The following is a 21,061-nucleotide window of genomic DNA, read 5'->3' as shown; positions in this document are numbered from 1 at the left end:
ATAAGGCATCAAAATTCATCGGGATAACAAGGACTTCTGTACTCCTATTTTCTATTTGTTGGCAATCTTAGGTAGCAATCATGCAGACCCCTCACATTCTGATCGTCGAAGACGAGTTAGTGACACGTAATACGTTAAAGAGCATTTTTGAAGCAGAAGGCTACATGGTGCATGAAGCCAATGATGGCGCTGAAATGCACCACATTCTGTCCGAAAATGACATCAATCTGGTTATCATGGATATCAACCTGCCAGGCAAAAATGGCCTGCTGCTGGCACGCGAATTACGCGAACAAGCCAGCGTTGCACTGATGTTCCTGACCGGCCGCGACAACGAAGTCGACAAAATTCTGGGGCTGGAAATCGGCGCTGATGATTACATCACTAAGCCATTCAACCCGCGCGAACTGACTATCCGCGCACGCAATCTGTTATCCCGTACGATGAACCTGGGCACGACCGGTGAAGAACGTCGTCTGGTCGAAAGCTACAAATTCAATGGTTGGGAACTGGACATCAACAGCCGTTCACTGATCAGCCCGCAGGGCGAACAATACAAGTTACCGCGCAGCGAATTCCGCGCGATGCTGCACTTCTGCGAAAACCCGGGCAAAATCCAAACCCGTGGCGACCTGCTAAAGAAAATGACCGGTCGCGAGCTGAAGCCGCATGACCGTACTGTTGACGTCACCATTCGCCGCATTCGTAAACATTTCGAAGCGACGCCAGATACTCCGGAAATCATCGCGACCATTCATGGCGAAGGCTACCGTTTTTGTGGTGATCTGGAAGACTAATACAGAAGGTTGCCAACCGCTCTGTAGACGATGCAGCAAAACGTTAAAGGCCAGCGAAAGCTGGCCTTTTGTTTGAGTTCTGCTTTGAACATCCTCAAAAACTTACGGCGTCGTATGCGCCCACGGAATGATCGGAACAGCGCTCAGCGCATTTTTAGGTGAGCCATCGACGACTTTGTCTGAGTAACTCAGATAGATAAGCGCGTTACGTTTTTCATCGTAAAAGCGAACAACCTGAAGCTTTTTAAACACCAGTGACGTCCTTTTCTGAAAGACTACAGTTCCCTTGTCTTTGCCTTGTTTAATCTTATCGCTCAGTTCGATGGGGCCGACCTGCTGGCAGGAAATCGCCGCATCAGACGTGTCTTCTGCCAACCCTAATCCGCCTTTAATCCCGCCGGTTTTCGCGCGACTGATATAACACGTTACATTTTTAATATCAGGATCATCAAAGGCCTCGACGACGATTTTATGGTCCGGTCCGAACAATTTGAAGACCGTATCGACCGACCCGACTTCCTCGGCATGCACTGCCCCGGAACAAATAACAAACATCCCAAATACAAAAATCCAACACTTTTTCATTAAGTTACTCCACGTCATGAGCATGACGTTGTTTTCTAAAGAAACCCCATTCGGAAAGCGTGCATTCACAGTTTCTGAATGAAATACTCTGTAACACCTGCAAATAGCACAGATAGCCAAAAAATTCTTAGGAAGTCTTATCAGTAAAAAGTTGCTATTATGCGCGCAACATTCTGTGAATTATCTTAGCTCAACGAGGACGATCTATGGATCAAGCAGGAATCATTCGTGACCTTCTTAGCTGGTTAGAAACCCATTTAGACCAGCCCTTGTCACTCGACAATGTCGCAGCCAAGGCCGGCTATTCCAAGTGGCACCTGCAGCGGATGTTTAAAGATGTCACAAACAATGCAATCGGTGCTTATATTCGCGCGCGTCGTCTTTCTAAAGCCGCCGTCGCTTTACGCCTCACCAGTCGCCCCATTTTAGATATCGCCCTTCAGTACCGTTTTGACTCTCAACAAACGTTTACACGGGCATTCAAAAAGCAATTTGCTCAAACTCCGGCGCTGTACCGCCGTGCTGAAGACTGGCATTCTTTCGGGATCTGCCCGCCAATTCGCCTGGGTGCGTTTATTCTGCCTCAGCCGGAATATATCGCGCTGCCTGAACAGCATCTGATCGGTATGACGCAAAGTTACGCCTGTACGCTGGAACAAATCACCACGTACCGTAACGAAATGCGCCGCCATTTCTGGCGTCAATATATTGGTGAAGCGAAAACGCTGCCACCGATACTTTATGGCCTGCACCATTCGCGTCCAAGCCAGGAAAAAGATGACGAACAGGAAGTCCTTTACACGACCGCGCTTGAGCCTGGGCATCTGCCGGAAAATGTTGAAGGTCAGCCGATTGTGTTGCAGGAAGGTGAATATGCCATGTTCCACTACAATGGCACGCCTGAGCATTTGCAGGAGTTTATTCTGACGTTGTACAGCACCTGTCTGCCAACGCTGAAACTGACCCGCAGAAAGGGACAGGATATCGAACGCTTCTACACTAATGGCCGTGCTCCCGGCACTGCACCATTAGAAATACAGTGTGATTACCTGATCCCAATCCGCCGCTAACGCCTCCAGGCGTTAGCGTTGTAACTCGTCTAACGCGGGCAGATCCAGATGTGATACATCGCCCGCCGTTTCCACAATCCAGCCATTCGCCAGCCACGCACTTTGCTGATGATCCACGCGCGACAATGAACAGTTACGCAGGCGAAGACGACGTTCCGCATATGCAGGCAATCCCAGAATCGTACTGATCAGACATCCCAGCGCAATGCCGTGGCTGACCAGCAGAGGTTTGCTGCCCGGCGGCAGTTGCAGACAGCTATCGAGCGCAGCACGCATACGCGCCGCCAGCTCCGTCATGGTTTCGCCTTCCGGAATACGCCCTTGCGGTGAGCCATCAACCATCTGCTTACGCCAGATTTCTTCCTGCCCGGTCAGGCCATCCAGAACGCGCTCTTCCAGCACGCCCATATGCAACTCGCGCAGACGCGGCTCATTGATCACTTCACAGCCGCAAGCATCAGCGATAATCTGCGCGGTGTGACGGGTACGCCCTAAATCACTGGTGATAACGTGAGTGATCCCTTCGTTGCGCACGCGCTCAGCAACCTGACGGGCCTGATAAAGACCTTTAGCCGTCAGAGGGCTGTCTGACTGCCCCTGAATACGACGCGCTGCGTTCCATTCTGTTTCGCCGTGACGGACGAGATATACCTGTAACATGTGTGTTTTCCGTTATACTGCGTGAAATTTGCTAAAGGATGCCAGAACTCTATGTACCATGTTGTCGCTGCAACCACTAACCCGGCAAAGATCAAAGCTATCGCCATGGCTTTTGAAGACATTTTCGGCGCTGAGGCGTTTCGCATTGAAGGCGTTGACGTCGATAGTGGTGTTCCAAATCAGCCCATCGGCAGTAATGAAACCCGTACCGGTGCGCGTCATCGCGTCATTGGTGCGCGTCAGGTTCGCCCGGAAGCGGACTTCTGGGTCGGCGTGGAAGCCGGTATCGAAGACAATATGACGTTCGCCTGGATGGTGATTGAGAATATGCACCAGCGCGGCGAATCCCGTTCTGCGAGCCTGATGTTACCTGAAATTATTTTACAGGGAATCAATCAGGGCAGCGAATTGGGAGATGAGATGGAGAAGCTGACCGGTATTGCGGAAGTTAAACGTAAAGGCGGCGCGATTGGCATTTTTACGGCGGGTAAACTGACGCGCACCAGCGTTTATCATCAGGCGCTGGTTCTGGCCTTAGCGCCGTTCCATAATCCGGTGTATCAGACTCGCGCGCAGACGCACTGAGTTTTGAAAACTGAAATTAAAACGAAAACGGACGCATCAGTCGTCCGTTTTTTCTGACAGTAACTGCTCTCCTAACCATTCCTTCAGTTCCGCCGGTGCCGTTTTCAGGCCGTTGGAACCCCGGGTTATCGTCGCGATACCAGCACCCAGCTGGCTTTTCAACTCCCGCTGGCTCATTTCTCCCCGCATCAGTTCCTGAATAATGCGCACCCGCGTCCCCAGCGCCGCTCGTTCGTCGGGCGTCAGAAGCAGTTGCAACAAATCCTGATGCAGATTTTCAGCAAAAGATTGCTGTAGCAGTGCCAGAAAGCACTGCCAGTCCTCATTGCCTTGTTGGGAAAGAGCAGGGTCAGTGAGTGTTCGTTGCGTCATGTGAGGGCTGCCATACTATTGAACTAGTACAGCAGCTTAACATAAACGCCCGAAAATCAGTAACGCCTCTGCCATTCGGCATCCGTCAAAATTTTGGCCGGTTGATGTAAAAAATAGCGATAAAACGCATCATATGCCAACACATTTTTAACATATCGGCGCGTTTCAGAGAAAGGGATACTTTCGATAAATGCGACGGAGTCCACCCTGCCCGCGCTGGTTCCCAGCCAGGTGTTCACACGCGACGGACCGGCGTTATAGGCGGCGCTGGATAAAATACGGTTGCGGCCAAACATCTGGTAGACGTATTCAAGATAGCTGGTGCCGATGGTGATATTCATCTGCGGATCCAGCAACTGCGCCGGATTGCTGTAACCCTGCAAACCGAACATATCCACCGTGTGCTGCGCCGTCGCAGGCATAACCTGCATCAGGCCCGCCGCGCCCACCGGAGAACGCGCTTTCGGATTCCATGCGCTTTCCTGACGGGCAATCGCCATCGCGTAGCTTTGGGTAATGCCTTTATCATTGGTCGCACGGCGGAATTCATCCGGCCATGCCAGCGGGAAACGTTCTTCGAGATAATCCCACAGCTTGCCGGTTATCGTGGCCTGTACGCTCAGGTCCGGCCATTTTTGCTCGAAGGCATAACGCGCCAGCGCGGATTGCTGCGCTGTACTGCGGCTGCTCACCAGATAGCTCCATTCGGTGCGCGCCAGATTGTCCATCTGCCAGTACATCAGTTCACGTACACGGGCCACTTCCGGCAATGCCGCTATGCTGGCATCCGGTTTTGTCGCCACAGAAATCTGCATCGGATACGCGACATTCAGCTTTTGCGCCGCCGCCATCGGATAGAAACCGCGCCCCTGCATTAATGTGCGCAGCATCGCTTCACCCTGCGAGCGTTGCCCTTTGTCGATCATGACCGACGCACGCCAGTATTGCCATTCGTCCTGCTGCAAAGCGTCCGAAGGCAAACGCTCCAGCCACTGACTCAGGCCCTGACGGTCACCGGCAGCCAGCGCCATGCGGATCCGACGTTCAACCAGCGGGGTGGAATGGCTGCGCAGAATCACGTTATCGCGCCATGCGGCCTGTTCCGGCGTGGCATCGCTACCCATATAACGCCAGGCAACGGCTTCTTCCAGTTCCAGACGATCGCTGTCACTCATCTTCTGCAAACGCGCCAGAACCGGGATCATCGAACGCGCGTTTTCCGAATCATCGCGGGCAATGCGGGCGAACGTAATGCTGGTGGCGTTACGGGTGAAATCGGTCGGCCCTACGTTACGCGCAAAGCTTTCAATCGTATTCGGGTTGTTTTGCAGATCGACCAGTGCGTCGCGCATCGTCTGATAATCCGGTGGCAACTGTTTCGCCAGATAACTCACCAGACTGGTATTCCCGGCTTTCATCGCCAGACCAATACGTTGCAGTGTCGTCAGGGCAGTCTGATTGCCTGCGCCCTGCCAGACTGAGAATAATTTGTCGCAGGTATTCGGCAGCGACGTGCCGGTTAACCAGATATCTTTCGCGCCATCAAACGCAGTTTTCTGATCGCCGGTGGCCCATTTTGCATAGTAATAGTTACAGCGGGCGGCGACCGGCTTCGGCGGCTGCGGGCTGAAAGACAACAAACTGTTCCAGTCCTGACGGCGCGCCAGTTCATTCACAAAGCGTGCTGGCAGGGAACGCGCCGGCGGCAAGGTCGGGTTCGCTTTCACAAAGGCATTCACCTGAGCCGGTGTCGCCTCGCCCAGATCCTGCGTCAGCTGGCGGTATTCGAGATAAGGATAAAGAGGATAATCTTCGAGCGTCGGCATCAGCTGGCCAACGACGTCCATCTGATTATTATCCCACGCCTGTTTAATCTGCATGTAGTGCTGACGTTGCGAATCCAGCGAATCCGCTTTCGCCACGCCCGATGCTGTCACCAGCAATACGCTCATTGCCAGAGCGTGCCATTTGTCCACCTTGACCATACTTGCCTTTATCCTCACGGGTTGTCTTTCCTTCTGTGCCAGCCGCACAGATATTGCCCTACAGACCTGCTGTTTTTGATGTAAGAACTGTTCTTCGTTCTGTAGACAGTCACTACGCTAATCGATTCATTTTGAAAATTGAAGTCATGCGGGAAGCGCATCACAAACTTTACACAGTGTGAGGCATGCGCAAAGCCGTTACCAGAGAACCGCGCGCTTAATTTACGTAACACAACGTAGCAGATGAATAAGCGCAAATGGCTATATTATTACCGCGATAATGGTCGGATATTTGAGAGATCCCAAATAGATAGTACCCTTACAATGAGAATCTGAACAAACACACTGACAAAATTTATCTTTATTTACGCTAATTTACCGTGATATTAAAACCCTAAACAAAACCTAAATGAGTAGCAAATAATACCGATATTCCTAATTCAATTAACACAATGTTTTAATTTGAAAATTTTATTATTGATATCGTTATAAAAGTCTTTATTGGTTCAGATCAATTTTATTTTCGCGTAATTAATTATTATCACGCCATATTCTCAAACCGATTTGAATACCCGTAGTAATTACACGCTTAATTTAATCACGTGCAAGCATTCTTATTCATCGCTTATGGAAAAGTATATGACTCACTCATCATCTGTCAAAACCAATGCCAGCCCTTCTTCTTCAGCGGCGGCAGAAAACAAAAACTGGTATCAGATTAGTAGTAACGACGCCATGTCGCGTCTGGAAACCAGCGAAGCCGGCCTGAACCCGCAGGTTGCCGCTGAGCGCCTGAAAGAATTTGGTCCAAATGCCTTACCGGAAAAACCAACCAAAAGCGCCCTGATGCGTTTCCTGGCGCATTTCAATGACGTCCTGATTTACATCCTGCTCGCGGCAGCGGTTGTGACCGGTGCAATGGGCCACTGGGTGGACACGCTGGTAATCCTCGGCGTTGCTGTCATTAACGCCATGATCGGTTTTCTGCAAGAAAACAGCGCCGAGAAATCGCTGAAAAGCATTCAGAATATGCTGTCCAGTCAGGCGGTTGTGATCCGCGACGGACAGATTCAGACCATCAATGCCGATCAACTGGTACCCGGCGATATCGTTCAGCTGCGTCCGGGCGATAAAATCCCGGCAGACCTGCGTATCGTCAGCGCACACAATCTGCAGGTTGAGGAAGCCATCCTGACCGGCGAATCTACCGTCGTCACCAAAACAGCCCGTACTATCGACGATGAAGTCATGATTGGCGACCGTCACAATCTGCTGTTCTCGGGCACGATGATCAGCGGCGGAACGGCTACCGGCGTGGTGTATGCCACCGGTAAAGACACCGAACTGGGCCATATCAACCAGATGATGTCGTCGATTGAACCGCAGCGCACCCCGTTGTTGCAGCAAATCGACAAGCTGGGTAAAGGCATTTTTGCCCTGATTTTGCTGATGATGGCGTTCCTGTTTGTCTTCGCCTTTATCCTGCGCGACATGCCGCTCGGCGAACTGTTGCTGTCGCTGATAAGCCTCGCCGTGGCTTCCGTGCCGGAAGGCTTACCGGCCATCATCTCGATTATTCTGTCCCTCGGCGTTCAATCGATGGCGCGTAATCACGCGATTATCCGTAAGCTGCCGACCGTCGAAACGCTGGGTTCAATGACCGTCATCTGCTCGGATAAAACCGGCACGCTGACCATGAATGAAATGACCGTTAAGGCGGTGATTCTGGCAGACCGCGCTTATAACGTAGAAGGTGAAAGCTACCAGCCGAGAGGCCGGATTGTGGACGCCACGACGCAGCAGCAAATTGATGTCATCAATACGCCGGTGCTGAACACCTTCATCACGGCGGTCGATTTGTGTAACGACAGCCAGCTGATTCAGGACGACAAAGGCCACTGGGGCATTACCGGCGGGCCGACCTCCGGCGCGCTGAAAGTGCTGGCGGCGAAATGCACACTGAACACCGGTAAAATCGAATCTCTGGATAAAATCCCGTTCGATTCCAAACACAAATACATGTCGACGTTGCAGCGCATTGACGGCAAAACGCAGCTCTTTGTGACCGGTGCGCCAGACGTCCTGTTCTCGCTGGCGACATTTGAGCTGACCGAAAACGGTGTACAGCCTTTCCGCCGCGAATACTGGGAAGAAGAGATGGCGCGCTACGCCCGTCAGGGCCTGCGTATGGTTGCCGCCGCGTTCAGGGATGAGCCGGAAATCAACGGTGATCTGAGCCACGACGATTTGCAGCAAGGCCTGGTCTTCGCCGGTATCGCCGGAATGATGGATCCGCCACGTCCGGAAGCCATTGATGCGATTGCGCAATGTCAGCAGGCCGGGATCCGCGTGAAGATGATCACCGGTGACCATCAGGAAACGGCGATGGCCATCGGCAAAATGTTAGGTATTGGCAACAGCGGGGATTCCATCACCGGCAACGAGCTTGAGCACATGGACGACGCCGAACTGGCGGTCGCTGCCAGCCAGTACGATATTTTCGCCCGTACCAGCCCGGAGCATAAGCTGCGTCTGGTGAAAGCGTTGCAGGAAAACGGTGAAGTGGTCGGCATGACCGGCGACGGCGTGAACGATGCGCCTGCGCTGAAACAGGCTGATGTCGGCATCGCGATGGGCATCAAAGGCACCGAAGTTACCAAAGAAGCCGCCGATATGGTGCTGACGGATGACAACTTCGCGACCATCGCCAGTGCGGTGAAAGAAGGCCGTCGTGTTTACGACAACCTGAAGAAAACCATTCTGTTTATTCTGCCGACTAACCTCGCGCAGGGGCTGCTGATTATCCTGGCGATTCTGGCCGGTGCGGTGATCCCGCTGACGCCGGTGCAAATCTTGTGGATGAACATGGCAACGTCAACCACGCTGTCATTCGGTCTGGCCTTTGAGCCTGCCGAGAAAGGCATGATGCGCCGCCGTCCGCGTGAGCCGGGTCAGCACGTGTTAGACCTGCACGCCGTCTGGCGTATCGCTTTCGTCGGTATTCTGATTGCCTGTAGTGCCTTCATTCTTGAAGCCTGGATGCAACCGCTCGGCTACAGCAGCGATTTGATTCGTACTGTCTTGCTGCAAACGCTGGTCACCGCGCAGTGGGTTTACATGTTTAACTGCCGCGTGATGGACCGCTTCCCGCTGAGCCGCGAAGTGTTCGTCAACAAAGGTCTGTGGATTGTCTCCGGCGTGCTGCTGGTGCTGCAACTGGCGCTGATTTATCTGCCAGTGATGAACCACCTGTTTGGCACCGTACCGCTGCCGCTGAAATTCTGGGGCATTACCCTGCTGGTCGGTGCGATGATCTTCGTGATTGTCGAAATCGAGAAATGGCTGGTTAACCGCTTCATTCGTAAAAAAGCGTAGCGAGTTTCCCGCTTACCGGGCTACTTTCTGTAGCCCGGTTTTTTTCAATAAAAACATCACAATTCTAAAACTTTAACGCGCATCGCCCTCATTTCGTCTCAAAGATCTCACAAAACGTCCCAAAGCCGGTTCTGCTGATTTACATCAATCCTTCCCCGCTTTATTACTCTGCCTAAGGGTTCTCCCGTCACACAGCAAAGTCATATTTTGCCGCCAAACGGCAATTTCCAGGGATACGCCCCCATCGCAGTACGGCTGCGTTGAATAAACCGGTCGATTTATAAAAACGAGCTCTCTGCGCCTGCAGAAAAACATAGAGCCAAAAAATAGGTAACTTACGATGTCATCGCTCATTGTAGATAAGTGCTTTTACACGCAGCTGGCATTGCATTCACTCTTGCAACTTAACGGACAACACCAGAAAGATATTCTTTCGCTTAAGGACATCAACGCACTGCAAGCCGCATGCAATTCCCTGAGGCCTGAAATCATCTTTGTAAACGAAGACTGCTTCGTCACCGATGCACAGTCTGGTCACGCGTTAAGGGAAGTGATCAACGCGCATCCCGGTACGCTGTTCTTTGTTTTTATTTCCAAAGAAAACCTGAATTATCAGAACTATGTACCGATCCGGAAAAACATCATCATCATTTCGAAATCGATTCGCACCACCACGATTTACCAGCTGATCGCGCATAATCTGCAACTGTCACGCTTCACAGAAGCAGAGCCTGAAGTTGAAACGGAGCAACCGCTGGATCTCACGCCGGTCAGCCTGAGCCGTACCGAGTCAAGCATTCTGAAAATGTGGATGTCTGGGCTGAACACGCAAAATATTTCCCAGCACCTGAACATCAAGCAGAAAACGGTGGCGTCTCACAAAGGCAACATTAAGCGCAAAGTCAAAACCCAAAATAAACAGGCTATTTATCATGTCGTTAAGCTCACAGATATTTTGACCACAGGAATGTTTGTCGGCAGAACCCAGCCTATCCGCCTCACCGGCGAACCGGACGAATTCAGCGTTCCTTTCGGCTAACCGTTAACGCCCCTGCATCCGGCCAGCAACATTCTTCCCTTACTGTGAAGCTGATGGTTGGGAACACGACTGAAACACGCTAAACTTCCCGGTCGGAACCCTTATCAGTCATGCCGCAGTCAGGCGGGGCTGGCTTTAATTCGCCGCTGCGCCCGCCGGATCAGTCTCAATGATTCGGCTCATGCGCGCGGCCCGCAGAGAAAGAGGCTCAAAACAACGTGGCTCAATACGTATATTCCATGCACCGCCTCGGCAAAGTTGTTCCGCCGAAGCGTCATATTCTTAAGAACATCTCCCTGAGTTTCTTCCCCGGCGCCAAAATCGGCGTTCTGGGTCTGAACGGTTCAGGTAAATCTACCCTTCTGCGCATCATGGCCGGTATCGATACCGATATCGAAGGCGAAGCGCGCCCGCAGCCTGATCTGAAAATTGGTTATCTGCCGCAGGAACCGCAACTGAACATGGAACACACTGTGCGTGAGTCCGTGGAAGAAGCCGTTTCTGAAGTTGTGGGCGCACTCAAACGCCTTGATGAAGTCTATGCGCTGTACGCTGAGCCGGAAGCCGATTTCGACAAACTGGCCGCCGAACAGGGCAAGCTGGAAGAAATCATTCAGGCACACGACGGCCATAACCTGAACAGCCAGCTGGAACGTGCTGCCGATGCGCTGCGCCTGCCAGACTGGGATGCGAAAGTCGCGACCCTGTCCGGGGGTGAACGCCGCCGCGTGGCGCTATGCCGTCTGCTGCTCGAAAAACCTGACATGCTGCTGCTCGACGAACCGACCAACCACCTGGATGCGGAATCCGTAGCATGGCTGGAACGCTTCCTGCACGATTTCGAAGGGACCGTTGTGGCGATTACCCACGACCGTTACTTCCTCGATAACGTTGCCGGTTGGATCCTTGAGCTTGACCGCGGCGAAGGTATTCCGTGGGAAGGTAACTATTCCACCTGGCTGGAACAAAAAGATGAACGTCTGGCGCAGGAAGCTTCTTCCGAAGCGGCCCGTCGTAAATCTATTGAGAAAGAGCTGGAATGGGTTCGTCAGGGCGCGAAAGGCCGTCAGTCTAAAGGCAAGGCCCGTCTGGCTCGCTTCGAAGAACTGAACAACACCGAATACCAGAAACGTAACGAAACCAACGAATTGTTCATTCCACCGGGTCCACGTCTGGGCGACAAAGTCGTTGAAGTGAAGAACCTGAGCAAATCTTATGGTGATCGCGTTCTGATTGACGACCTGTCCTTCTCCGTACCGAAAGGCGCTATCGTCGGCATTATCGGCCCGAACGGTGCCGGTAAATCTACACTGTTCCGCATGATGTCCGGTCAGGAAGAAGCAAACAGCGGCACGATTGAGCTGGGCGACACTGTGAAACTGGCGTCCGTTGATCAGTTCCGTGACTCAATGGATAACAGCAAAACCGTGTGGGAAGAAGTGTCCGGTGGTCAGGACATCATGCGTATCGGCACGACCGAAATGCCAAGCCGCGCGTACGTGGGCCGTTTCAACTTCAAAGGGGTTGATCAGGGCAAACGCGTCGGTGAGTTGTCCGGTGGTGAGCGCGGTCGTCTGCATCTGGCAAAACTGCTGCAGGTGGGCGGTAACATGCTGCTGCTCGATGAACCGACCAACGACCTCGACATCGAAACCCTGCGCGCACTGGAAAACGCCTTGCTGGAATTCCCGGGCTGCGCCATGGTCATTTCCCATGACCGCTGGTTCCTCGACCGCATCGCGACCCACATCCTTGATTATCAGGATGAAGGTAAAGTCGAATTCTTCGAAGGTAACTTCACCGAATACGAAGAATACAAAAAACGTACTTTAGGTGCGGAAGCGTTAGAGCCGAAGCGCATCAAGTACAAAAAGATGATCAAGTAATCGTCTTTATGAACGAACGAAGGCCCGGCGACGGGCCTTTTTTTATGCGCCGGATACCCTTTATTCCCCCGCCAGCGCTTCGCTGTAACTCTTCGCAAAGCCGTATTCTTCCAGCATAAAATCAATAAAACACGCCAGCGCCGGAGAATTCAGTTTCCGCCCCGGATACACCAGAAACAGATCGTTGCCTTCCGCTTCCCACTCCGGCAACACTCGCACCAGCGTACCGGCGGCCACTTCGTCATGGCACAAAAATGCCGGTAACAACGTGATGCCCGCGCACGCCAGCGCGCATTCCCGCGCATACAGCAGATTGTCAGTGGTATGCGCCGAAGGCAGCAGCCAGCGATGATAAGTTTCGCCGCGATGCAGCACCCATTCCGACCATGCACGGTGCGCAATACAGTGATGCGAGGCTAACTGCTGAGGTGATTCAATCAGCGGATGCTGCGCCAGATAATCAGGCGAAGCCAGAAGATAGCGCGGGCTGTGGCCCAGTTCGCGGCCGATCAGCGAGGAGTCCTGCGGCTTGCCGGTGCGCAGCGCGATATCAAATCCTTCCTGCACCAGATCCACCAGCGCGTCAGACACCGACACTTCCAGCGAAACATCCGGGTAACGCTTTTGGAATTCGACGTTCATGCGCGCCAGCAGCGTGGCACCCAGCCCCGCCGGGCTGGTGATGCGCAAGCGCCCGCTGGGATTATCACGCAACCGGCGGATCGCCAGTTCCGCCCGCTCGCTGGCCTGCATCATTTCCTGACAGTGGATCAGATAGCGTTCACCGGCAAACGTCAGATTGAGCTGGCGCGTGGTGCGGTTCAGTAGCCGCAGGCCAACGGATTTTTCCAGCTGGCTTATCCGCTGGCTGACGCTGGATTTCGGCAAACCGGCACGGCTGGCCGCCTGTGTAAAACTGCCGCATTCCGCGACCAGAGCAAACAGCGCCATATCCTGCAATTGTTTAAACACGATTGTTCACCTCAGCCGAACACTTTGTTAGTTATTGTCCATCTTATCAGGCTGCCGTCAGAGGACTAGACTGTCTGAATACCCAATGGAGGAATTTTTATGTCTGTTAAAGCGATTGCCGTAAATCCAAAAGAACCATCCCGTTTTATCGCCATCGAACTGCCACAACCTGTGCCGGGCGAAAATGACCTGCTGGTGGAAGTGAAAGCCGTTTCGATTAACCCGGTCGATACCAAAGTGCATAAAGGCGTGCAGAAAAGCGGCCTTGATGCGCCTAAAATTTTGGGCTGGGATGCCAGCGGGATTGTGAAAGCCGTGGGCAGCTCGGTGAAAAACTTCAAAGCGGGCGACGAAGTCTGGTACGCCGGTGACATCACCCGCTCCGGCAGCAACGCTTCCGAGCAGCTAATCGACTCACGCATCGTTTCCGTGAAACCGAAATCCCTGAACTGGGCGCAGGCCGCCGCAATGCCGCTGACCACGCTGACGGCCTGGGAAGCGCTGTTCGAACACCTGAAAATTCAGGAGGCTTCGGACGACAAAACGCTGCTGATTATCGGCGGTGCCGGTGGCGTCGGTTCGCTGGCGATCCCGTTTGCTTCGCTGCAAAGCAAAGTAAAAGTCATTGCGACCGCTTCGCGTCCGGAATCTGCGCAGTGGTGTCTGGATCGCGGTGCGGATCTCACCGTGAATTACAAGGATCTGAAAGGCGAACTGGCGAAGCACAATATCAAACAGGTGGATTTCATTCTGTGTCTGAACGACACCGACGGCCACTGGGAAGCCATCTCAGATCTGATCGCACCGATGGGCCACATTTGTACCATCGTTGAAAACGAACATCCGCTGGATATGAACAAGCTGAAACTGAAAAGCGCCGCGCTGCACTGGGAACTGATGTATACCCGCAGCATGTTCAATACGCCGGATATCGCGCAGCAGGGCGAGATCCTCAAGCAAGTCGCCGCGCTGGTGGATGAGGGCAAAGTCACCACCACGCTGAGCGAAACCCTGCACGGTCTGACCGTGGAAAGCATCGAAGCAGCTCACGCGAAAGTGCTGGATGGCCATATGCAGGGCAAAGTCGTCGTCGCTTTCTGACCTTTTCTGCAAAAGCAAAACCCCGCGATTTTCATGGCGGGGTTCTTTTTAATCCTGCATTGCGGCTATTCGCCGTCATCAACCTTCTGCCATCTGGCGTCCGGATCAAACGTCGTCAACGCCCGCGCCACAGCATCAGTGTTTGCACCTAAATCCTGCTGATACACATCGCCTTGCTGATTAATCATAAAACTGGTGATACCGGTATGGCCGTAAACCACCGGCCACGCGATGAGCGCAAAACCCCGGGTCATTTTTCCGTTTTCGATGTAACTGTGTGCCCCGCCGCTGGCGTTCCCGCCCTGCGCGGTGAGAATGCGGTAATAGTAGCCGTGATAATCGGTGCCTGGCTGATCCTGACCGAAAGCAGGCCCAAGCGGGCTTGGCGCGTCGCCTTCTTTGACCGGCCAGTACAACCCGTCGTGCTGCCCGTCAGTGCTGATAATCTTCTGAGCAAACTGCCCGGCGCCCAGCTGATATTCATGTTGTGCGTCGGCGTAAGCCGAAACCGCCTGCATGGCCGACAGCTCGTTACGACCAATGGTGCGGGTTTCAATTTCTGCCGCGCCCGCCACCATATCGAACTCCCAGCCCTGCGCCGTGCGTTTCATCGGGATCGGCAGTTGCCAGTTTTCTTCCCCGACGTTCAGATGTGCAATATCACCTTGCTCGACAATTTTGTGGCTGACATTCCAGTCACGCAGAAAGCGCGCCACTTCATCAGGGTCGACCTCTTTTTTCGGCAGATAAACCTGCCAGTCGCTGCCGAGAATTTTCCCCAGCGCCATATCGTCATGTGCCTGCGTCGCTTTCACCAGCGCCTGAGCCGCCTGTTCCGGGCGGGAAAATGCCTGCTGCGCAAACCCCGTCAGAGGCAGGGCAAACAGGCTGGTGCAAATCACAATGTTACGTAATGTCTTCATGACTTTTCCTCGTAAGCCTAGCGGCGGTGAATATGAACCGGTTCCGCATTCGCCGGGCGTGCGTGCTGGAAGTTTTGCATCTGCTGGCGGCTCTGATTACCGCGCGCCTGCTGCTGTTGCCATGACGGCGCGCGGCTCGAATTTCCGCTGAATGCCGTGCTGCGCGGCATATTACTGGCCTGATGGAAGTTCTGCCTCTGTTGCTGATTTCCGCCTCGCAGGGCGTTCTGGTTGCCGTTTTGCTGACGGTTTAACGCCTGATGCTGCTGCGGTAACGGATGACCGGACGCCTGATGATTATTCAGATTCGCAGCGCCGCGGCTGGCCGAAGCGGCACCCGTCGCGGAATGCGTCGCACCCGACAAATTGCCCTCATGGCGATTCATCACCGAAGCGGCCTGCTGACGTCGCTGATCCCTCGTCTGCCCGCTCAGGTTATTTTGTGCGCCAGGGTTGCCGTCAAAACCCCGATAATTATTACGCTGCGCCACATTATTCAGTGCCTGATTTTGCGTCGCTCCGTTCAGGTTCGCCCGGTTATTCGTGACACCCGCGTTGAAAGCCGGATTATGCTGCCAGCCCTGTGTCGCTGCTGAACCTGAATGGTTAACCGTGTTGTTGTTATTACCTGATATGCGGTTGTAATTATTGACGTTTACGTTGACGTAATTGTTGGACGAACCGCCGTGATGGCCGTCATCGTGATGATCGTCATGGTGGTCGTAATCGTCGTGATGATGATCATCATCCCAGTCGATATTGCCGAAAATCGCGTAGGTTGCCGCGACGCCAACGCCAAAACCGATGCCTGACGCCACGCCGTTCACAAACTGCTGACCCGGCGGCGGTGGCAGATAAACCGGCGGGTAAGCCGGTGCCGGCCATGCGCCATAAACGACATTCGGGTTATAACTCGGCACGTAAACCACCTGCGGATCGGCGGATTCAATAATAATGGTCTGCTGCGCGGGCTGAGCATTGACCACGGTTGTGCTGCTTTGCGCCGCCGGTTTTACCGTGACTTTCTGCTGCGGCGTACTTTTCAGGGCTCCGCTCTTTTGCGCGACCTGACGGAATTTCTGTACGGTGTCCATCACGTCACCGGGTTGCGCCAGAAACGCGTCTCCCAGATTTTGTACCCATGCCGGATCTTCGCCCATCAGCGCCAGTAATTGCGGAAACGCTACCAGAGATTTCACGCTCGGATCCCAGGGTTCATTCGCCACAGCTTTGACGGCTGGATCACCCTGACTTTGCGGATGGTCACGCGACCATTGCACAGCCTGAATGACGTTGGTCGGATACGTGGATGCCATCAGAACCTGAGAAAGCAGGCTGTCAGGATAAAGCGCTACGGGCGCAACCCACTGATCAAGCTGAGCTTGTGTAAAAGCTGGAGGTGTAACGGGAGTGGCAGGCGGAGGAACGGCAACAACAGGTGCCGCAACGGGCGCGGGTGGTGCGGTCTGAACGGTGGTTTCGGCCTGACTGCGCACCGGAAACCAGCCTTGCATGAACATCACGCTGGCAAGAGCAAAAGCCCCTGCGCTGCATACGACTGCGATACCCCAGGGCTTGAATGACAAATTCATTCGGATCACCTTAAAAAGCCTCAGCCGGAATGAGAGGCACAATGAATGAGTATAATCGGACAAATAAAACTCAACGGACGCCACTCTATTTTTATTTCGCAAATGAGATTTACGCATAAAATGCGCAATAAAAATCCGGCTAACACGAAAGGCATCAACGCATTGATACCTCGATGCTTTTTAATTCAGGCTGTTACAAGCTGAATTAATTAAAAATCAAAACAGATGCAATCAGATGAATTCATTAATAATTATACAGAATACAAAACTAACAACCATTCACTCAGCGAATACTTAATAAGGGTCTGGCCATTGAAGTGTAAAAATAGCAGGCATAAAAAAGCGCCTGTTGCGTAAAACAGGCGCCTGAGTTTTTCGGGAAAACTGGTCAGTTCACGTTGGGATCGTTCAACCGGCTGGTATCGGCAGCCAGCATGTTTTTCACCAAATCCACGCACTCGAGAAAACGCTGATCGTAATCTGAAGATTCAACGTGAACGTAATCCACATTGTTCTGTTTCAGCATATCGATAAGCAGATTCTGGAATGACATGCGGTCGGTTGTACTTCCCAGACTGCGCAGGCCATCCGCCACCCACGGCGTGTTATTTTCAAGCAAGATCACCAGATCGAATTTGTATTCGTCCATCAGAGCCTGAACAAACGGATGCTCTCGGCCTTCGTACTTTTTACAAAACGCCTGCGTCGTCAGAAAATCGGTATCAATAAACGCCACTTTATTGGCATATTTAACCGCAAAATCAATGTACTGCGCCTGACCGAGTGCGATTTTATCGTAGTCGGAATATTGCAGCGCCATTTCATCGCCACCGAGGTGCGAGAAGACGTAATCACGCCCATATTCCCAGGCGCTGGTGGTGTTGAAAATGTTGGCTAATTTATTGACCAGCGTCGATTTCCCGCTAGATTCGCCGCCCAGAATCGCCACGGTACGCACGAAGAACGGCTTCACTTCCGTCGGAATATAATCCCAGTAGCGGAAAGGATCCTGACGTATCTGGCGGCCACTAATATTCATAAAGGAGCGTTTCGGGTCAATCAGCACCGTTTCAATCCCGAGATGTTCGCGGTACTGCGGCGCGTCGCCTTCTTCGCTGGAATAAATGGTATTCGGCTCAATGCCTTTCTGGCTCATGAACTCTTTAATGCCGCGTCCCCAGACATCCCAGCCGTGCGGATACGGCTCCATCCCTTCTTCATTGAAGGCATGGATACGGATGTTTTTCTGGTATTTGAACGTCTGCAATAACCAGCGCAGACGGTCGCTGACCGTCGGTTGCTGAGACATCGAGCTGTTTTCGAATAACTCGCGGTCACGGGGCTCGTCATAGCCCATAATGATATGGAGTTCATCGACCTGACTACAGGCGCGCTGAATCAGATAAATATGACCGGTGTGCAGCGGATAAAACTTACCAAACACCACGCCGATATTCTTTTCGCGGCGGGGAAACTCAAGATCAAGGAAGCGATGCAGCGCCTCCAGCTTTTGGGCGCTGGGGCTTTTTATCTTTGCATTCAACAACTGGCTGAGATAACCCTTGGTCATCCCGCTGGCCTCGGCCACCTGTTGCAGCGTGCGTCCCTGTTGTTTTATCGCGGTTTTTAGATAGTCGAACTGTGACATGCCTTGTCCCCAGGTTTGCTGTACTAAACAAAATAGCTAAACCCAAAATAGCATAAAGGCAGGCTTAATTGACACCAGACAACCGTTACAAATCGTCGAGGATCGCCAGCGCATCTGCCAGTTTTTTGACACCAAACACCTGCATTCCGGCAGGGACTTTTTTCGGCACATTGGCGTGCGGCACGATGGCGCGTTTAAATCCGTGCTTCGCCGCTTCGGTGATACGCTCCTGACCGCTGGGCACCGGGCGGATTTCCCCCGCCAGCCCCACTTCACCAAACACCACCAAATCCTGCGGCAGAGGACGGTCGCGCAGGCTGGAAACCAGCGACAGCAGCAGCGCGAGATCCGCGCTGGTTTCCGTCACTTTCACGCCACCCACGACGTTAACGAACACGTCCTGATCCGCCATCTGCAAACCGCCATGACGGTGCAGAACCGCCAGCAGGATCGCCAGCCGGTTTTGCTCAAGCCCGACAGCCACGCGACGCGGATTTCCCATCATCGAGTGATCAACCAGCGCCTGTACTTCAACCAGCAATGGCCGCGTCCCTTCCCACAGCACCATCACCGAACTACCCGACGTAATTTCATCGCCACGGCTCAGGAAAATGGCCGAGGGATTACTGACTTCGCGCAGCCCCTGCTCGGTCATGGCGAATACGCCCAGTTCATTCACTGCACCGAAGCGGTTTTTATGGCTGCGTAAGGTACGGAAACGGGAGTCGGCATCGCCGTCGAGCAGAACGGAACAGTCGATACAGTGTTCGAGCACTTTCGGCCCGGCGAGCGATCCGTCTTTGGTGACGTGGCCGACCATCACAATCGCCACACCGCGCGTTTTCGCAAAACGGGTGAGATAGGCGGCGGTTTCGCGCACCTGTGCGACCGTACCCGGCGATGACTGAATGTCCGCCATGTGCATCACCTGAATGGAGTCGATCACCATCAGTTTCGGCTGTTCTTTGTCGGCAATTTCACAGATCTGTTCAATGCTGGTTTCCGACAACATGTTCATGTTCGACGTCGGTAAACCCAAACGATGCGCGCGCATCGCCACCTGTTGCAGTGATTCTTCGCCGGTGACGTACAGGGTTTTCATGTTTTCGCTGAGGTGACACAAAATTTGCAGCAACAGCGTACTTTTGCCCGCGCCCGGATTACCGCCGATAAGAATCGCACTGCCGGGCACCACGCCACCGCCCAGCACGCGGTCAAATTCCTTGAAACCGGTGCTGAAACGCGGAAGTTCATCGAGGCTGATATCAGAGAGTTTTTGTACACGGCTGACGCCAGCATCACCCGCGTAACCGGTCAGGCGCTCGTTACGCGCCACAGTCGGGGAAGCCGCTAAACGGATTTCAGTAATGCTGTTCCAGGCCTGACACGCACTGCACTGCCCCTGCCAGCGCGGATAATCTGCGCCACATTCATTACACACAAATGCACGTTTTGCTGCTTTCGCCACAACTTACCTCTTTATTTTTATTAAGACTGACTGCCGCTCAGGATGCATAAAACACCGAGTAAATCGGCATGACGGATGCAAACGGCAGCCTGTTCATATACTTTCGGTTTCGCGTGATAAGCGATGCCCATCCCCGCAACGGCCATCATTTTGAGATCGTTGGCGCCATCGCCGATTGCGATAGTTTGCTCCTGAGAAATGCCCAGTTTTTCCGCCAGTTTTAGCAGCGTATCGGCTTTGTATTGGGCATCAACAATTGGCCCGATCACGCGTCCGGTCAGCTTACCCTCGCGGACTTCCAGCTCATTCGCCGCCACGTCAACCAGATTCAGCCGATCACGCAGATATTCGGCGTAATACGTGAAACCCCCGGACGCAATCGCCACGTGCCAGCCCGCTTCCTGCAAGCGCTGAACCATCACGGTCAGGCCCGGCATCAGCGGTAATGTCTGACGCACCTGCTCAAGGATCCCGGCATCGGCATCTTTGAGCGTCGCAACGCGCTGACGCAGGCTGGCGGAGAAATCCAGCTCGCCGCGCATCGCACGTTCGGTGACTTCGGCCACCTGCACTCCGACGCCCGCCAGTTTGGCAATTTCGTCGATGCATTCAATCTCAATCGCGGTAGAATCCATGTCCATAACCAGCAGGCCAGGCGTTCGCAGGTAAGGCACTTTTCCCAGCTGGGCGACATCGAATTCAAAAGATTCGGCCAGAACTTGTGCGTCGGAGGTCAGTGAACCCGCCAGACGAACAACCTGATAACCTTCCACTGCCCATGCACTGACAATCACCAGAGCACGGCCTAAGCGGCGCTGGAAAAGCGTAATGCTCGTTTTATCCAGTTTTCTACCATAGAGCAGCCATCCGGTGTGTCCCGCCCGGTAATCGAGTGGCATGACTTCATCACCGCTCAGTGAAAGGGGAAGTCCCGGCCATTGGTGGATCTCCGCAGGAAGATCGCAATAGGTCAGACTGTTTGGCATGATGGCTCCGGTAGATT

General features: G+C 53.3%; 17 protein-coding genes. 7 read left to right on the top strand and 10 right to left on the bottom strand.

Annotated features, from left to right (window positions below):
• Positions 1–80: 80 nt before the first annotated feature.
• Positions 81–797, top strand: a complete 717-nt coding sequence (arcA, locus tag GW579_RS10325; RefSeq protein WP_013577079.1) for a two-component system response regulator ArcA — start codon at positions 81–83, stop codon at positions 795–797.
• Positions 798–899: 102 nt separating this feature from the next.
• Here arcA and creA read toward each other — a convergent pair whose 3' ends face one another.
• Positions 900–1,382: a protein CreA gene (creA, locus tag GW579_RS10320; RefSeq protein ID WP_165059690.1), complete on the bottom strand. Its 483-nt coding sequence runs from the start codon at positions 1,380–1,382 to the stop codon at positions 900–902.
• Positions 1,383–1,588: 206 nt separating this feature from the next.
• Between creA and robA the strand changes: the two genes are divergently transcribed.
• Complete coding sequence (gene robA, locus GW579_RS10315) at positions 1,589–2,452, top strand: MDR efflux pump AcrAB transcriptional activator RobA (protein WP_152325190.1); 864 nt, start codon at positions 1,589–1,591, stop codon at positions 2,450–2,452.
• 12 nt (positions 2,453–2,464) lie between these two features.
• Here robA and gpmB read toward each other — a convergent pair whose 3' ends face one another.
• Positions 2,465–3,112, bottom strand: coding sequence for a 2,3-diphosphoglycerate-dependent phosphoglycerate mutase GpmB (gpmB, locus tag GW579_RS10310; RefSeq protein WP_152325191.1), 648 nt, complete (start codon positions 3,110–3,112; stop codon positions 2,465–2,467).
• A 51-nt stretch (positions 3,113–3,163) separates the two neighbouring features.
• Between gpmB and yjjX the strand changes: the two genes are divergently transcribed.
• Positions 3,164–3,697: an inosine/xanthosine triphosphatase gene (gene yjjX / locus GW579_RS10305; protein ID WP_047609789.1), complete on the top strand. Its 534-nt coding sequence runs from the start codon at positions 3,164–3,166 to the stop codon at positions 3,695–3,697.
• A 36-nt stretch (positions 3,698–3,733) separates the two neighbouring features.
• On the opposite strand, the gene trpR is transcribed toward yjjX, so the two are convergent.
• The gene (trpR, locus tag GW579_RS10300; protein ID WP_104923402.1) at positions 3,734–4,069 is read right to left on the bottom strand and encodes a trp operon repressor; all 336 of its coding nucleotides are present in this window, start codon (positions 4,067–4,069) and stop codon (positions 3,734–3,736) included.
• Between the two features lie 56 nt (positions 4,070–4,125).
• Positions 4,126–6,045: a murein transglycosylase gene (gene sltY, locus GW579_RS10295; RefSeq protein WP_193333118.1), complete on the bottom strand. Its 1,920-nt coding sequence runs from the start codon at positions 6,043–6,045 to the stop codon at positions 4,126–4,128.
• 648 nt (positions 6,046–6,693) lie between these two features.
• On the opposite strand from sltY, the gene GW579_RS10290 reads away from it, so the two are divergent.
• From GW579_RS10290 to ettA, 3 genes are all read left to right on the top strand, one after another.
• Positions 6,694–9,429, top strand: coding sequence for a cation-transporting P-type ATPase (locus GW579_RS10290; RefSeq protein WP_165058946.1), 2,736 nt, complete (start codon positions 6,694–6,696; stop codon positions 9,427–9,429).
• Positions 9,430–9,769: 340 nt separating this feature from the next.
• The gene (gene rcsA / locus GW579_RS10285) at positions 9,770–10,468 is read left to right on the top strand and encodes a transcriptional regulator RcsA (RefSeq protein WP_152325194.1); all 699 of its coding nucleotides are present in this window, start codon (positions 9,770–9,772) and stop codon (positions 10,466–10,468) included.
• 218 nt (positions 10,469–10,686) lie between these two features.
• Entirely contained in the window at positions 10,687–12,354 is a 1,668-nt protein-coding gene (gene ettA, locus GW579_RS10280) for an energy-dependent translational throttle protein EttA (protein WP_152325195.1), read from the top strand.
• A 60-nt stretch (positions 12,355–12,414) separates the two neighbouring features.
• Here the strand turns inward: ettA and GW579_RS10275 are convergent, their stop codons facing one another.
• Positions 12,415–13,326, bottom strand: a complete 912-nt coding sequence (locus tag GW579_RS10275) for a LysR substrate-binding domain-containing protein (RefSeq protein WP_165058945.1) — start codon at positions 13,324–13,326, stop codon at positions 12,415–12,417.
• Between the two features lie 99 nt (positions 13,327–13,425).
• On the opposite strand from GW579_RS10275, the gene GW579_RS10270 reads away from it, so the two are divergent.
• Positions 13,426–14,427, top strand: coding sequence for a zinc-binding alcohol dehydrogenase family protein (locus tag GW579_RS10270; RefSeq protein WP_165058943.1), 1,002 nt, complete (start codon positions 13,426–13,428; stop codon positions 14,425–14,427).
• A gap of 65 nt (positions 14,428–14,492) precedes the next feature.
• Here the strand turns inward: GW579_RS10270 and GW579_RS10265 are convergent, their stop codons facing one another.
• The 5 genes from GW579_RS10265 to serB form a co-directional block, all read right to left on the bottom strand.
• The gene (locus GW579_RS10265; protein WP_152325198.1) at positions 14,493–15,350 is read right to left on the bottom strand and encodes a DUF2950 domain-containing protein; all 858 of its coding nucleotides are present in this window, start codon (positions 15,348–15,350) and stop codon (positions 14,493–14,495) included.
• A 17-nt stretch (positions 15,351–15,367) separates the two neighbouring features.
• On the bottom strand, positions 15,368–16,942 hold the full coding sequence (locus tag GW579_RS10260) for a DUF3300 domain-containing protein (protein ID WP_165058941.1): 1,575 nt from the start codon (positions 16,940–16,942) through the stop codon (positions 15,368–15,370).
• A gap of 388 nt (positions 16,943–17,330) precedes the next feature.
• On the bottom strand, positions 17,331–18,590 hold the full coding sequence (nadR, locus tag GW579_RS10255) for a multifunctional transcriptional regulator/nicotinamide-nucleotide adenylyltransferase/ribosylnicotinamide kinase NadR (protein ID WP_152325200.1): 1,260 nt from the start codon (positions 18,588–18,590) through the stop codon (positions 17,331–17,333).
• An 85-nt stretch (positions 18,591–18,675) separates the two neighbouring features.
• Positions 18,676–20,058 carry a DNA repair protein RadA gene (radA, locus tag GW579_RS10250; RefSeq protein WP_152325201.1) on the bottom strand — a complete coding sequence of 461 codons (1,383 nt, stop codon included), beginning with the start codon at positions 20,056–20,058 and terminating at the stop codon, positions 18,676–18,678.
• Positions 20,059–20,078: 20 nt separating this feature from the next.
• On the bottom strand, positions 20,079–21,044 hold the full coding sequence (gene serB, locus GW579_RS10245) for a phosphoserine phosphatase (protein ID WP_152325202.1): 966 nt from the start codon (positions 21,042–21,044) through the stop codon (positions 20,079–20,081).
• Positions 21,045–21,061: the final 17 nt, after the last annotated feature.

The sequence above is a fragment of the Rahnella contaminans genome (assembly GCF_011065485.1).
Taxonomy (GTDB): domain Bacteria; phylum Pseudomonadota; class Gammaproteobacteria; order Enterobacterales; family Enterobacteriaceae; genus Rahnella; species Rahnella contaminans.
This window is presented reverse-complemented; position numbering and strand designations above follow the sequence as displayed.